This window comes from Gracilibacillus caseinilyticus (genome assembly GCF_022919115.1).
Classification (GTDB): Bacteria; Bacillota; Bacilli; order Bacillales; family Amphibacillaceae; genus Gracilibacillus; species Gracilibacillus caseinilyticus.
Window position 1 is genome coordinate 3166632 of the sequence record NZ_CP095072.1, and the last position, 13728, is coordinate 3180359.

Annotated in this window: 15 protein-coding genes; 6 read left to right on the forward strand and 9 right to left on the reverse strand. The window is 38.4% G+C overall.

What is annotated here, in order from left to right; all coding sequences use genetic code 11:
* Positions 1 to 242 precede the first annotated feature (242 nt).
* From mltG to greA, 4 genes are all read left to right on the forward strand, one after another.
* The gene (gene mltG, locus MUN88_RS14915) at positions 243 to 1385 is read left to right on the forward strand and encodes an endolytic transglycosylase MltG (protein WP_244716393.1); all 1143 of its coding nucleotides are present in this window, start codon (positions 243 to 245) and stop codon (positions 1383 to 1385) included.
* Positions 1386 to 1442: 57 nt separating this feature from the next.
* On the forward strand, positions 1443 to 2087 hold the full coding sequence (locus MUN88_RS14920; protein WP_244716395.1) for an O-methyltransferase: 645 nt from the start codon (positions 1443 to 1445) through the stop codon (positions 2085 to 2087).
* 13 nt (positions 2088 to 2100) lie between these two features.
* Entirely contained in the window at positions 2101 to 2730 is a 630-nt protein-coding gene (gene udk / locus MUN88_RS14925; RefSeq protein ID WP_244716397.1) for a uridine kinase, read from the forward strand.
* 219 nt (positions 2731 to 2949) lie between these two features.
* Positions 2950 to 3426: a transcription elongation factor GreA gene (greA, locus tag MUN88_RS14930; RefSeq protein WP_244716399.1), complete on the forward strand. Its 477-nt coding sequence runs from the start codon at positions 2950 to 2952 to the stop codon at positions 3424 to 3426.
* Positions 3427 to 3476: 50 nt separating this feature from the next.
* On the opposite strand, the gene MUN88_RS14935 is transcribed toward greA, so the two are convergent.
* Positions 3477 to 3698 carry a KTSC domain-containing protein gene (locus MUN88_RS14935; protein WP_244716401.1) on the reverse strand — a complete coding sequence of 74 codons (222 nt, stop codon included), beginning with the start codon at positions 3696 to 3698 and terminating at the stop codon, positions 3477 to 3479.
* 169 nt (positions 3699 to 3867) lie between these two features.
* On the opposite strand from MUN88_RS14935, the gene MUN88_RS14940 reads away from it, so the two are divergent.
* Both MUN88_RS14940 and mtnN read left to right on the forward strand, forming a co-directional pair.
* On the forward strand, positions 3868 to 4563 hold the full coding sequence (locus MUN88_RS14940) for a YrrS family protein (protein ID WP_244716403.1): 696 nt from the start codon (positions 3868 to 3870) through the stop codon (positions 4561 to 4563).
* 27 nt (positions 4564 to 4590) lie between these two features.
* Positions 4591 to 5286 carry a 5'-methylthioadenosine/S-adenosylhomocysteine nucleosidase gene (mtnN, locus tag MUN88_RS14945; protein WP_244716405.1) on the forward strand — a complete coding sequence of 232 codons (696 nt, stop codon included), beginning with the start codon at positions 4591 to 4593 and terminating at the stop codon, positions 5284 to 5286.
* A gap of 26 nt (positions 5287 to 5312) precedes the next feature.
* Here the strand turns inward: mtnN and sigK are convergent, their stop codons facing one another.
* The 8 genes from sigK to MUN88_RS14985 all read right to left on the reverse strand — a co-directional run bounded on the left by sigK (position 5313) and on the right by MUN88_RS14985 (position 13534).
* The gene (gene sigK, locus MUN88_RS14950) at positions 5313 to 6011 is read right to left on the reverse strand and encodes an RNA polymerase sporulation sigma factor SigK (protein ID WP_244716407.1); all 699 of its coding nucleotides are present in this window, start codon (positions 6009 to 6011) and stop codon (positions 5313 to 5315) included.
* 877 nt (positions 6012 to 6888) lie between these two features.
* Complete coding sequence (locus tag MUN88_RS14955; protein WP_244716409.1) at positions 6889 to 8109, reverse strand: ISL3 family transposase; 1221 nt, start codon at positions 8107 to 8109, stop codon at positions 6889 to 6891.
* A 153-nt stretch (positions 8110 to 8262) separates the two neighbouring features.
* Complete coding sequence (gene mnhG, locus MUN88_RS14960) at positions 8263 to 8631, reverse strand: monovalent cation/H(+) antiporter subunit G (RefSeq protein WP_244716411.1); 369 nt, start codon at positions 8629 to 8631, stop codon at positions 8263 to 8265.
* Complete coding sequence (locus MUN88_RS14965) at positions 8612 to 8902, reverse strand: Na(+)/H(+) antiporter subunit F1 (protein WP_244716413.1); 291 nt, start codon at positions 8900 to 8902, stop codon at positions 8612 to 8614. The genes mnhG and MUN88_RS14965 overlap by 20 nt, the downstream gene beginning before the upstream one ends.
* Complete coding sequence (locus tag MUN88_RS14970) at positions 8899 to 9375, reverse strand: Na+/H+ antiporter subunit E (RefSeq protein WP_244716415.1); 477 nt, start codon at positions 9373 to 9375, stop codon at positions 8899 to 8901. The genes MUN88_RS14965 and MUN88_RS14970 overlap by 4 nt, the downstream gene beginning before the upstream one ends.
* A 6-nt stretch (positions 9376 to 9381) precedes the next feature.
* On the reverse strand, positions 9382 to 10866 hold the full coding sequence (locus tag MUN88_RS14975; protein ID WP_244716417.1) for a Na+/H+ antiporter subunit D: 1485 nt from the start codon (positions 10864 to 10866) through the stop codon (positions 9382 to 9384).
* Entirely contained in the window at positions 10859 to 11197 is a 339-nt protein-coding gene (locus MUN88_RS14980) for a Na(+)/H(+) antiporter subunit C (protein WP_244716419.1), read from the reverse strand. Before MUN88_RS14980 ends, MUN88_RS14975 begins: the two co-directional genes overlap by 8 nt.
* A complete protein-coding gene (locus MUN88_RS14985; protein WP_244716421.1) occupies positions 11198 to 13534 on the reverse strand; it encodes a Na+/H+ antiporter subunit A in 2337 nt (778 codons plus the stop codon).
* Positions 13535 to 13728 lie beyond the last annotated feature (194 nt).

The window sequence follows — 13728 nt, forward strand, 5'->3', positions numbered from 1 at the left end:
TGCTAAGTTACTTCTGAATTAACTTCCTAGCTACCTTGTGCTGAAAAAACTACTTCGAAGTGATATTAAAAGATAGAGGAACATCACCGGGTATTTTTGGACACGACTGATCCTACGTTCTACGCATATTTCCTACGCATAAGAGAAGTTCTGCAATGTTTAATTGGTACAAATAATAGTGTGTTGTGTTTTCCTTTTGCGAAAATTGTAGTATAATATACCGGGTGAAAGGGGGAGACCTGATGAGTAACGAACAAGATGACAGCCAAAAGAAAAACAAGCTTACATATAAAGAAATCTCACAACAGAATGCGAAAGAAGCAAGTATCGCAAGAAAAATTATAATTATTGTGCTGTTGCTATTATCGATTATACTGATAATCGGTGGTTACAGTGCGTATAAATTTGTCGAAAAAGGTGTATCACCAGTAGATCCAAATAGTGAAGAAACTATTAACATCACAATTCCTTTAGGATCTTCCAGTTCCGAAATCGCAAAAATATTGGAAGAAAAAGGAGTTATCTCCAATAGTTTAATTTACAGGTTTTATGTCAAGTTTAATAATGCGACAGGATTTCAAGCTGGTGACTATCAATTATCACCTTCTATGACACTTGCAGAAATAACAGCAGAGTTAGAAACAGGCTCAGTTCAGCAAGATGCTGTATTGCGTGTAACAGTACCAGAAGGAAGAAATATAGAAGAAATTGCAACAATATTTGCAGATAATGCAGGAATCGATCAGGAAGCCTTTTTGGAAAAGATGAATGATCAGGAATATATCAAGCAATTGATCGATAAATACCCGACTATTCTAACGGATGAGATACTGAATGAATCGATTAAATATCCATTAGAGGGTTATTTATTCCCTGCAACCTATGAATTCTTCAGTGAGAGTCCAACTATTGATAAGATCATTACAAAAATGCTGGAGAAGACAAATAATGTTGTATTGGCACATTATGATCAAATTGAGGAATCTGATTATAATGTACATCAAGTGCTGACGTTTGCTTCGCTGGTAGAAGAGGAAGCACCTACACCAGAGGACAGAAAGAAAATAGCAGATGTATTCTATAATCGAATGGCAAGTGATATGCCATTGCAAACAGACCCAACAGTTATTTATGCGCATGGAGAACATATTCCACGTTTAACTTATGATCATTACGAAATCGATTCTCCATACAATACGTACAAGGTAAAAGGCTTACCGGTTGGCCCGATTTCCAACTTCGGTGAAAGCTCAATAACAGCAGTGTTAAAACCAGACGAGAATGATTATCTCTTTTTCTTAGCTGATTCAGAAGGAACGGTACATTATTCCAAGTCCTATGAAGAGCATCAGGAGTTAGAAAAAAAATACATTCATAACCAATAATCAAAAGCAGGGGAGTTTCTCCCTGCTTTTGCGTGTTACGGAAGGGAAAGAATAAACGTGTATTCAAAAGAAATTATTTCCTACTTAAATGATATAGCGCCAGAATCCGAGAATTGGGTGCAGGCATTGGAAGAAGAAGCTATTGAGCACCATGTGCCGATCATGGATAAACAAGGCATCAGCATACTGCAACAGCTTGTTCGCTTACATCAGCCTGTCAAAATACTTGAAATCGGTACAGCGATCGGGTATTCTGCTTTAAGGATGTTAGAAGCACATCCACAAGCATCCATCGTTACGGTGGAACGAGATCAACAAATGTATGAAAGAGCCATTCATAATATTGAAAGGCAACAGAAGCAACAAAATGTTGATGTGATTTTGGGGGATGCCTTGGAAAAGGAAACAGAAATTCTTGCTAAAGGACCGTATAATATCATCTTCATTGATGCAGCCAAAGGTCAGTATCGTCGCTTTTTCGAGAGTTATCTACCAGCCTTAAAAAGTAACGGTATGATTATTACCGATAATGTCCTCTTCAGAGGATTAGTGGCAGACGCATCTGAGGCGCCCAAAAGGCTACAAAATCTGGCGAACAAAATTGATCAGTATAATCAATGGTTATTGCAACATCCAAGCTTTCATACCACTATTTTGCCAGTGGGGGATGGTATAGCTATCAGCATAAAAAAGAATGAGTAGAGGTGCAAGTAGTATGAGTAAGGAAAAACCCGTAATAATAGGCGTTGCAGGCGGATCTGGATCGGGAAAGACGTCTGTAACCAAAGCTATTCAAAATCGCTTTCGAGATCAATCTGTGCTTGTTATAGAGCAAGACTATTATTATAAAGATCAGTCAGAGATGCCGATGGAAGAAAGACTGCAAACAAACTATGATCACCCACTCGCATTTGATCATGATTTATTAATTGAACATATTAAACAATTGTCGGAGCATCAATCTGTCGATAAACCAGTATACGATTATACAATGCATACGCGTTCCGATCGGGTCATCCCTATTGAACCAAAAGATGTGATCATTATCGAAGGTATACTCATACTTGATGACCCACGATTAGTGGAATTGATGGATATCAAAGTATTTGTCGATACAGATGCGGATTTGCGTATCATCCGCAGACTATTACGTGACATTAAAGAACGTGGCCGCTCGATCGATTCCGTCATCAATCAGTATATTCAAACGGTTCGCCCGGCTCACTTACAATTTATAGAACCGACAAAACGATATGCAGATGTGATTATCCCAGAAGGTGGTCAGAACGAGGTTGCAATCGATTTGTTAGCGACAAAAATTGAAAAAATACTTGATTTAGAGTAGAATATTCCGATAGTAGTGTATGCTAAATATATACTTGTTAAAATACTACGAGTAAAACTATTGAAAAAAATAAAAAAATTTGAGATAGTAGTGTTTAGTAAATTAAGCATTTACATATCATATCTGCTATGATCAGTGCTATTTCTGAAGATTACACATACAATGAAAGTACATTTATAAAGGTTGACTCATAGCAATAGATAGAAGGAGTGTAGGATAATGCCAGAAGAAAAAGAATTTTTTATGACAGAAGAAGGACTAAAAAAGCTTGAAGATGAATTAGAATATTTGAAAACAGAGCGACGGCAAGAAGTCGTGGAACGAATTAAAATTGCCAGAGATTTTGGTGATTTATCAGAGAACTCGGAATATGATGCAGCTAAAGATGAACAAGCATTTGTAGAATCACGTATCGTTCAAGTGGAGAATATGATCCGCAATGCGGTTATCATCACAGATGAAGATGCCAATCCAGATGTCGTTTCATTAGGAAGAACCATCACGTTTCAAGAATTACCTGATGGTGAAGAGGAAAGCTATACCATTGTAGGTAGTGCGGAGGCAGACCCGTTCGAAGGGAAAATCTCAAATGATTCACCAATCGCCAAAAGCTTATTAGGTCATTCCATTGGTGAAGAGGTCGTTGTTCCTACTCCTGCTGGTGATCTGAATGTCAAAATTTTAAAAGTACAATAAATGATTAACGTAAAATGGATGTCTTGCCTAGACATCCATTTTATGTTTTTCTACGTTGTATATTGTAATGGTTTCAGTTTTGTTTCAATGAAATAATCTTTGTTCGTCGTTAAGATAAATTCAAACACCAGGTTTTCAGGGATAGAATCGAACTTTAGCGTGGTCTCATCGAGAAAGTGAATTATTAAAATTTGTTCCTCTTTATCATAGCTTATCGATTCGAAGGTTGTTAACTGCCATAGATTTCGGTCAAATGTAGTGGTTCTCAACATTGCGCACGCTCCTTACATTTTCGATCTTAGTTATTATATTCCATGTATATGGACAAACTCCTGCAAGTATGACAAAAAAAGAAAAAAATCGATCTAATTACCCAATATACCATTTGGTTTGGAGATATCCATCATTTTTTAGTATAATGACGGTGGGGAGGGTGAGAATATGTCAGATGAATTTGGAAAAATTACGAGGAAAAATCGCTTCGAAAAGAAAAGAACAAATACGAAAGCAATCACGTGGTTAACCGCAATTGGTGGCGTATTGGCAGTTCTTATTATAACGCTTGTAATGGTTGGTGGTGGAAATCAAGTGGAACCAACTGCATCAGGAGAGAACAGTGCTGACAATGAACCAGACAATCATGAATTGGATAACCAGTCTGATGAATCTACTGACATGTCACCTGACGAAGAGGCAAGCGAAGAGGAATTAGCAGTCGTAGAAGATGAAGAAAGTCAAAATCAAAAAGATGCAAATGAAGAATCAGACGAAGAAGCATCTTCTAATGAAGAAACAGAAACACAACAAGTAGAATCAAATGACAGTAATGTTAGTGAGGCATACGAAGGGAATTGGCAACCAGTTGACTCAGAACAAACAGAACCAGCGATGACGTTTGAGAAAGGATCTGTAGATTGGCAAGAGATGAAAAAAGCGGTCGAAGTAGCGACGGGCATACCAGTTGGAGAACAAGTAGTATGGTATCTCGGAAGAGCAGGAAATCAACAGGCAGAAGCTACCGTATCGCCTACTTCTAATCAGGACCAAACGTACCGAGTCTCCCTGAAATGGGCAGAAGGACAAGGCTGGCAGCCAACATTGGTAGAAGAATTAATGGAGAACGATAAAAAAACATAGAAAAAAGACACCTGAGGAGGATGAACAATGATTGGTATCATCGGGGCAATGGATGAAGAAGTTGAGCTGTTAAAAAGTAAAATGGAGATTAAGGATACGGAACATATAGCGAATGGTGAATTCTATATCGGTCAGTTAGAAGGAAAAGAAGTGGTGCTCCTGAAATCGGGTATTGGAAAAGTTAATGCTGCTATATCTACTACTATTTTATTTGAAAGATATCAACCTGATTTTGTTATCAATACAGGTTCAGCAGGAGGGTTTCATAGTGATCTAGAGGTCGGCGATCTTGTTATTTCGACAGAAGTCGCGCACCATGATGTGGATGTTACAGCCTTTGATTATAAGTACGGTCAGGTTCCAGGTTTACCTGCCACTTTTCACGCTGATCCTGTATTAATTGAAAAGGCCATGCTTGCTGCAAAGCAATTAACAGATGTTGCAGCAATGAAAGGCTTAATTAGTACAGGTGATACGTTCATGCAGGAGGCAGAACGTGTTCAGTTTGTAAGGGAGAAATTCCCTGACATGATTGCTTCTGAAATGGAAGCAGCAGCTGTCGCGCAAGTATGTTACCAATATAAACGACCGTTTGTTATTATTCGTGCCTTGTCAGACATTGCTGGTAAAGAGTCCTCCGTTTCTTTCGATGCATTCTTGGAAAAAGCAGCCACACATGCTGCTACTATTATTATTGATGTTGTCAAAAATATAGATGAATAAGGAAATAGCTGTCGAGTAATCGACAGCTATTTTAATTCGTTACGGTAATATTCATGAAAGACTTTCATTAAAGCTCTTTTTTCAATACGGGAGACATAGCTGCGTGATATTTTTAGTTTTTTCGCAATTTCACGTTGTGTTAATTCATCCGTTTTGCCCAATCCAAACCTAGCTATGATTACTTCTTTTTCACGTTTATCAAGTACACGTAAGTATTTTTGAATTTTTTTCAATTCCATATGAAGTTGGATAGCCTCAGTAATATCTTCATTTTCCGCTTCTAAAATATCAATTAAACTAATTTCATTGCCTTCTTTATCCTGGCCAATTGGATCTTGCAATGAGATATCCTTCTTCGTCTTCTTCATGGCTCGTAAATGCATCAGTATTTCGTTCTCAATACATCTAGCGGCATAAGTGGCTAGTTTGGTTCCTTTGCCACTAGAATAGCTCTCAATGCCTTTTATGAGACCGATCGTTCCGATGGAGATCAAATCCTCTGCATCTTCACCAGTGTTCTCAAATTTCTTAACGATATGAGCCACTAATCGTAAATTATGTTCGATTAATGTGTTGCGGGCGTTTTCATCGCCATCTTGCATTTTTTCAATCATTTCCGCCTCTTCTTTAGGAGAGAGTGGCTGAGGAAACGTATTGTTTTTAACGTAAGCAACAAAGAATAGTGCTTCCTTGATAATCGCTAAAATGCCAAATAAAATTGACAATATGACACCTCCTAGATAGTAGGTATTCGCCCATACTTCAGTTTATGCCGCACGTTTGTCCATTGTGTCATATGGTCAAGCTAATTATTCAGATTGCAGTTAGCAGTTCGTTAATCTTAAAAGTGAGTAGCTTAATTAAAAAAATAACTACTTAATAATATGGAATATGTAAGGTGAAGCTGTGTTACTGTGTGGACATTTTGAAATGTTTTATACAATTGGCAAAGCTCCGGGTATATGCTCCACGTCCTGTGGGGCACGGCTTCAGCTAGGCTACTACTTGAACAACTTCTTTGCTGCCTTGTGCCGAGGAAACCCACTTCGAAGCAATGCTTGTAGACACAGGCAAAGACAAAGTGGATCTTTAACTCGCCCTGCCGCATGCGGAGTCTACGCATATTTCCTACGCTTCAGTGAAGTGCTACAACGTATGGAACAGCTAAAAGCAGTAGTGCTAGGCATAATATTTTATAGGAATTATATGATAATTATTTATAAATACGGTGATTACCACTCCGTATGCTAACTCTTACATAAAATGTAGAGTCTGCACCTTAGTGCAGGCCAACCACGTAGACTCCCGCGGGATTGTGCAGGTGCTGAAGCTAACTTTGTAAAGAAGACCGCTTTACAAAGTTAGCTTCAGCCGTGCCCCGCAGGACGCGAAATGGTTGGCCGGATCGGTCTCCCAGCAAATGAATCATTTCAAAATTACCAGCAACTTGACATAATCCATATTATAAGAACCTACACTTTTATTTCATCAGTGCGAGTGGAAATTTTGTAAAGGAAAGGGTGGGGGATTATATATTTTCTTCGTTTCAAGAAAAAAAGGTTCTGCGTCAAATGTTGGGGTAGGAATCTTTGCTCCTATCCCTTAACCAACTTGAAAATCTAGGTTTTTAAATTGATGATGCAGTAATACACGTAACCTTAATCGATCGTATCGTTTAAAGCCAAATGCATTACGTTTAATAACCTTTGTTTGGTTATTTAGGCCCTCCACAAATCCAGTGTTGTAGTCAAAGGCAAAACTATTTAAAACTTCTGCTTGCCAGTTCTTGAGTGTACCAGCGGCTTTGATGAACTCATCTAGTCCTGCTTTTTCTACCTGTTTGTAATAGTTATACAGTCCTTGTTTTACTTCACCTAAATCTTTTGTTCCAACCTTTTTCGCTCCTTCAAACCAGGAGCGGAATGCTTCCTTTAAACCATAGGCCTGTCGTAAATCCTCCGACAAGCCTAAATATCTGTCTAAATACCAGTGTTGCTTACTACTCAGTTCTTCATATCGTTTATAAAAAATGTGTTTCATACGCTTGCACTTTTTGCGGTCGTAATCATGGAATTCTTTTTGAACACGTCTTCTCACTCGTTCTAAAGCCCAATAAATATACCGACAAAAGTGGAAGCGATCTGCAATGATGATGGGGTTCCCCAAAGCCTTTTGAACTGCTGACTTAAAGCTATAGCTCATATCCATGACAACCATCTTTACTTGAGATCCTTTTTTGGCTAAGTACTTTTTAATCGTACGTACAGAGCGATTCGGTAATATATCAAGCGGGACACCTGTTTCTCCATTTGCGATGATTACTTGGTATTTACCTTCTGTTGTATCCCCTTTATATTCATCGATAGCTATTACTGGTGGTAACGTGTCCACTTCTTTTAAACTAGTAGCTGCTAGTTGATCAAATCGACGAATAGCTGTTGTTTGAGAAGTTCTGAACTGACCAGCAGTATCTTTAAAGTTTTTCCCCTGGATAACACGAAGCCCTAGGGCTTGATTCCATTCCTTTGAATGTCTTTGATATCGCCCTACAACTTGGTTTTTCTCAGGAAACCTCTTTCCACAAGTACAAACGTATCTTCGCTTCCTATAAAACAGATAAGATGTTCGTTCAAAGAGCTTTAAGTGTTGTACCTTTTGTATTCTATAGTCATGGACGTGGCTTGTTCTTTCCCCACAAGCAGGACAACGGTGTTTCTTAACAGGCAACTTTATATGTAAGTAAAAGTCCCCCTCCAACTCCTCCATCTTAGTAACAATAACACTTTCTAATCCTGGTAAATTCATGTTAAACTGCATGTACACGCATCTCCTATCCCTTTGGTTTGTTTCTAGTCCATTCAAGTGTAAAGGATATAGGAGCTTGCGTGTTTTATTATGCTTAATTTTTTCAAACCCCAACATATATAATAGAGCCGAAAAAAATCAGTAAGATCAAGGTTGATCTTACTGATTCTTTCATTTGTCTTTTAGTGCGTCTGCGTATTCGTCTTTTGTATTACCATCCTGGCTCCATGGTTTTATGCCGATGGAATGGGCGGCGCGGCCGATCATATGGGCGGATACGGGAGCGGTTAGCAGTATGAAGATGATTCCTAAGATCAGCTTACCACTGACAATCTGATGCTCAACATATAAGAAGATAAAAGCACCGATCATGATTCCTGAAATACCAAGTGTTGCTGCTTTGGTCGAAGCGTGCAGCCTTGTATAAATATCGGGAAACCGAATCACACCAATAGATGCCGAGATGACGAAAAAGGTACCAGCAATTAAAAACACAATCACCAAAATATTCATAATGAATTCAGTCGTCGTCCCTGTCAATGATAACACCCTTTTCTAAATATTTTGCTAAACCAACTGTTCCAACAAATAACAGGATCCCGATTAATAAAATAACGTCATTCAGCCGAGTTGTGACGAGCAGAATAGCGCTTAGGCCAGCCATTCCCATTAAGTTAATGCCAATCGCGTCTAACGCTACAGCACGGTCGGGGTTAGTGGGTCCTTTTATTACGCGATATAATAAGAGTGCAATGGAAATGGTAACGACAATCATACAGACGATCGCAATCGTATTAATCAGTTCATTCATCTCGTCACCTCCATAATCGCCTGTTCAAATGTTGTTTTAATCGCTTCAATTGCTGTTTCGTTCGTGTCAATATCCATTGCGTGAATATAGATCACACTGTTATCGTTTGAAACAGCAACCGACAATGTACCTGGCGTCAAAGAAATTAAAGAGGTTAGTATCGTAATCTCCCAGTTGCTCTTTAATTCCGTAGGTAAGGCAAAAATGCCAGGTTTATAATCTTGTTTTGGTTTGTACACCCATTTTAAAATATCCCAATTCGCAATCAATAACTCTTTGATAAATAGAAAGACCAGTTTTATGATTTTCCATACACGCTTGAAATAAAACGTATCAGGAATAAACCGTCTTAACAGGAACAATAGCAGTATCCCCATGATATAACCTGACAAAAAGGATACGAAGGTATAGGTCTCCGTTAAAAACATCCACATGATAGCGATAATGACATTTAATACAATTTGAAGAGTCATATAGATTTACTCCTTTAATACAGATTGAATATATGTTTCCGGGTTCATCAGATAATCCCCGATTGACGCAATGCTTGGATAGAACCATTCTGCACCGACACCAAGCAATATAGAGAAAAATAGTAGAAAGACTACAGGTAATGCAAATCCTCTTGCAGCTTTTTTGTCAGGGATTATTGATTCGTCTTTCTCACCCCAGAAACCACGGACAAATATTCGCATCACAGATAATAAAATTAATAAACTACATGCTAACCCAATTAAGGCAACGATAATCTTATCAGCTTCTATCGCTCCTTGTAATAATAGCAGTTTGCCAATAAATCCGCTAAATGGCGGAATTCCAGAAAGCACCAATGCTGCGATGAAGAATATCCAGCCGAGGAATGGATAATGATGTATTAATCCTCGTATCTTGCGTAAATCGCTCGTTCCTGCCAGATAGGCAATCGCCCCAACTAGTAGAAAGAGGGCGGCTTTAATAATCATGTCACTTAATAAATAATAAACTGTTCCAGCATAACCTGTACTGTTGTAGACACCGATGCCGAGCAACATAAATCCAACTGCTGGAATAATATTATAGGCAACAATTAATTTAATGTTCTGCGTAGACATTGCTCCAATTGCACCAAAAATCAAAGTGAGTGCAGCAATCCAAATAAATAATTCATGGGTCACATCACTCTTGTGAACGAAAATTATCGAAAATACACGTAACAACGAGTAAATACCTACTTTTGTTAGCAGGGCACCAAACAATGCGGAAACGACCGGATTTGGTGCAATATATGGCTTAGGGAGCCAATAATAAAGTGGGAACAGTGCAGCCTTCGTACCAAATACGAAAAACAGCAAAATTCCGATCGCAGTTAAAACGCCAGTCTGTTCTACTTCGCCGACACGTTGTGCAATTTGTGCCATATTTACCGTACCAACGACGGAATATAAAAACGCGACTGTTGTGACAAAAAGCATAGACGAAAACAGGTTGATCAATACATATTTAATCGATTCACGCAATTGGACCTTATCTCCACCTAATACAATCAGTCCATAAGAGGCCATCAGCAGTACTTCAAAGAACACGAACAGGTTGAATAAATCACCTGTAATAAATGCTCCGGACACCCCTGATATCAAAAGGAAGTAGAACGTGTAAAAGTAAAATTCCTCTTGTTGATCACTTAAAGACTTTGGTGCATAAAATACACAAGCAAGAGCGATGATATTGGTGGTAAACACTAATACCACCGATAAGAGATCGGCAACGAGGACGATGCCGAATGGAGCCATCCAATCACCTGCTTCTAAAATGACGGCACCATTCTGACTGACATAAAATAATATATAACCGACTACAATCGTATTAACGGCTGTCAATATCTGAGCAAAACGTCTGACGATTGTCAGTTTACGGTTAATGAGTATGGCTATGACACCTGCGATCAGCGGTATGACTATTGGTAAAACAGCTAAGTTACTAATCATTTTCGTTTCCCCTTAATTTCTCCATATTATCTGTTCCATTCTCTTTGGAGGCACGATAAGCCAGCACGAGCAATAGACTTGTGACACCAAAGCTAATTACAATTGATGTAAGGATTAATGCTTGTGGAAGCGGATCGCTATAATTTACGATATCGTCACTAAGAACTGGTGGTTTCCCACGCTTTAGTTCACCCATTGTTAAAATAAATAAGTGAGCTCCATGGGAAATCAAAGCAGTACCAATAATAATCCGCAGCATCTGCTTTTGTAACAAATTGTAGATACCAGTTGTGAACAAAATCCCTGCTAGAATCGACATGACGATTTCCATTTATTTTGCCCCCTTTTTGTTGCGAAGCTTGATAAGACCATAAATGGCTAAAGCAGCTATCCCTAATACGACAATCTCAAATAAAGTATCAATCCCACGCATATCGACTAATATGACATTTACGACGTTATCACCGCCACCGATATCATGAGATGTCTCGAGAAAGTAATCTGATATTTTTTCAAAAAGTTTTGTACTGTGTGCTGAAATTGCAATGATCGTCATCATCGCACCAAAACCAACAGATATGATCAGATTGCTAAGTTTCTTCGTCTTGCTTTCGTTTCTTTCTCGAAGTTTCGGTAAGTGATAAAAACAAAGCAAGAATAAAGCTACCGTTATCGTCTCGACAACGAGCTGTGTTAAGGCTAAATCCGGTGCACTATAAAGAATAAATAACAAGGATAAGCCATAACCGACGACACCTAGGACTAAAATAGAGGCAACCTTATTTATTGTAAATATCGTAAAGATAGCAGCAACAGCCATGGCAGCAGCAATCAGTATCTCATGTAATGTAATTTCTGCCAGGTTGCTGGTATCCCAGGCAAATCCATCTGTAATCCAAAGTATTCCGAATGTACAGACGACAATCGCAATTAAAATCAGTGACATGTAACGGTTCAATGAACCATTCATATAACTGTTCGTAATTCTTGCTGACGTTTTCTCAAATTGATCTACGAGAAAATCGTATACTTTATTTAAACTTAGCTTACCAGGCAAGTACTGATAAATATTGCTCCAATGTTTGATCGTGAGTGCAAGCACTGTACCAAACCCGACAACCACTAATGACATATACAATGGTGGGCTGTTCCAGCCATGCCAAAATTGGACATGCTTTTCGACAGGAGCACCGTAGATTGCTTCCGCAGTATGAGCTAAAAAGGTACTGTTTACGAGATTCGGGAATAAGCCGATAATGACAACTCCTACGACTAGTATTATCGGTGAAATCAACATGCCAACAGGCGCTTCATGCGGCTTGGCTGGTAACTGATCTAACTTCTTTTTGCCCATAAATGTTCCAAACACTAAATACATGGAATAGACAAATGTGAAAATACTTCCAAAAACAGCTAAATACGGTATAGCCTGTGCTAAAACATTGGCAAATGCAATAGAGGATTCGTGTAATTCTAAGGAAGCATCAAAAAACAATTCCTTACTATAGAACCCATTTAAGAATGGTAATGGTACACCTGCCATAGAAAACGTACCGAAAAAGGCTAATGTTGCTGAAATAGGCATCAAGGTTGCCAGACCACCTAATTTGCGAATATCACGTGTCCCAGACTCGTGATCAACGATACCTGCTATCATAAATAAACTGCCTTTAAAAGTAGCATGGTTTAATATGTGAAAGACTGCTGCGTAAATTGCAAGTTTGGTACCAAAACCGAGCATCGCCATAATCATACCTAACTGGCTGATGGTAGAAAAGGCTAGAATACCTTTCAGATCGGTTTGACGAACCGCCATAAATGATCCCCAAATTAAGGTTATAATTCCAAAACCGCTAACCAATACAAAGAACCAGTCGCTTTCTGAGAAAATAGGTGAAAAGCGGGCAACAAGGAATATTCCGGCTTTTACCATTGTAGCGGAGTGCAAGTAAGCACTAACTGGCGTTGGAGCTTCCATCGCATCTGGCAGCCAGATGTGGAAAGGAAATTGAGCAGATTTTGTAAAGGCACCTAATAAAAGCAGTGCTAAAATTAATCCAAAATATGGACTGGATAGAATCGTGTCAGTTTGCTCGATCATTTCTTGAATACTTGTTGTACCTGTTATAGAGGTAAGTAAAATAAAACCACCAAACATGCTTAAACCACCAAAAATCGTGATCAACATTGATTTTAAGGCACCATAACGGGAACGTTCTTTATAATTCCAATATCCAATCAGCAGGAAAGATGAAATGGAGGTAAGCTCCCAAAATGCATAGAGCACAAATACGTTATCGGATAAAACGACACCAAACATGGCTGTCATAAAAATCAGGAGATAGACGTAAAATTGGTCCAGTCTTTCAGAGGTATGCAGATAAAAGATTGAATAAAGTGTGACTAGTGTTCCGATACCACTTATTAATAAGACAAATAATAAACTTAGGCCATCCAGATAAAAGTCAAAACCAATATCCATTGATGGAATCCAGTTGAAAGACTGGATAATGGGCGTAAAATCATTACCGATGTGTGGAATAAAATAAAGGAATACAGCGAGTGGCGCTAGTAATACAAAATAGCCTGTATGTATATTCTCCTTCCATTTACTTAAATATGGGATAAAGATTGCCAGCAATACTGGCAAAAAAACTGCGAACAACATCTAACGAGGTTCCCCCTTATGTTCAAATTAATAATAATGTTTTGTAAATTGCAGCATCTACTCTATTTTAATCTATAAAGTTCGTGGAATACAAGAGACGTGAACTGTTCTTTCTACTTGTTATTCCAAATTAGACGAGTAATATCCTATTTAAATATAAATTCAAAAAAAAATTTTGTGCGAGTGGAAGATAG

What these genes read in the sequence shown, in the direction of transcription:
- mltG (WP_244716393.1), top strand. Translation starts at nt 243, where the DNA reads ATGAGTAACGAACAAGATGACAGCCAAAAGAAAAACAAGCTTACATAT.
- udk (WP_244716397.1), top strand. Translation starts at nt 2,101, where the DNA reads ATGAGTAAGGAAAAACCCGTAATAATAGGCGTTGCAGGCGGATCTGGA.
- greA (WP_244716399.1), top strand. Translation starts at nt 2,950, where the DNA reads ATGCCAGAAGAAAAAGAATTTTTTATGACAGAAGAAGGACTAAAAAAG.
- MUN88_RS14935 (WP_244716401.1), bottom strand. Translation starts at nt 3,698, where the DNA reads ATGTTGAGAACCACTACATTTGACCGAAATCTATGGCAGTTAACAACC.
- MUN88_RS14940 (WP_244716403.1), top strand. Translation starts at nt 3,868, where the DNA reads ATGTCAGATGAATTTGGAAAAATTACGAGGAAAAATCGCTTCGAAAAG.
- mtnN (WP_244716405.1), top strand. Translation starts at nt 4,591, where the DNA reads ATGATTGGTATCATCGGGGCAATGGATGAAGAAGTTGAGCTGTTAAAA.
- MUN88_RS14965 (WP_244716413.1), bottom strand. Translation starts at nt 8,902, where the DNA reads ATGAATGAACTGATTAATACGATTGCGATCGTCTGTATGATTGTCGTT.
- MUN88_RS14970 (WP_244716415.1), bottom strand. Translation starts at nt 9,375, where the DNA reads ATGACTCTTCAAATTGTATTAAATGTCATTATCGCTATCATGTGGATG.
- MUN88_RS14975 (WP_244716417.1), bottom strand. Translation starts at nt 10,866, where the DNA reads ATGATTAGTAACTTAGCTGTTTTACCAATAGTCATACCGCTGATCGCA.
- MUN88_RS14980 (WP_244716419.1), bottom strand. Translation starts at nt 11,197, where the DNA reads ATGGAAATCGTCATGTCGATTCTAGCAGGGATTTTGTTCACAACTGGT.
- MUN88_RS14985 (WP_244716421.1), bottom strand. Translation starts at nt 13,534, where the DNA reads ATGTTGTTCGCAGTTTTTTTGCCAGTATTGCTGGCAATCTTTATCCCA.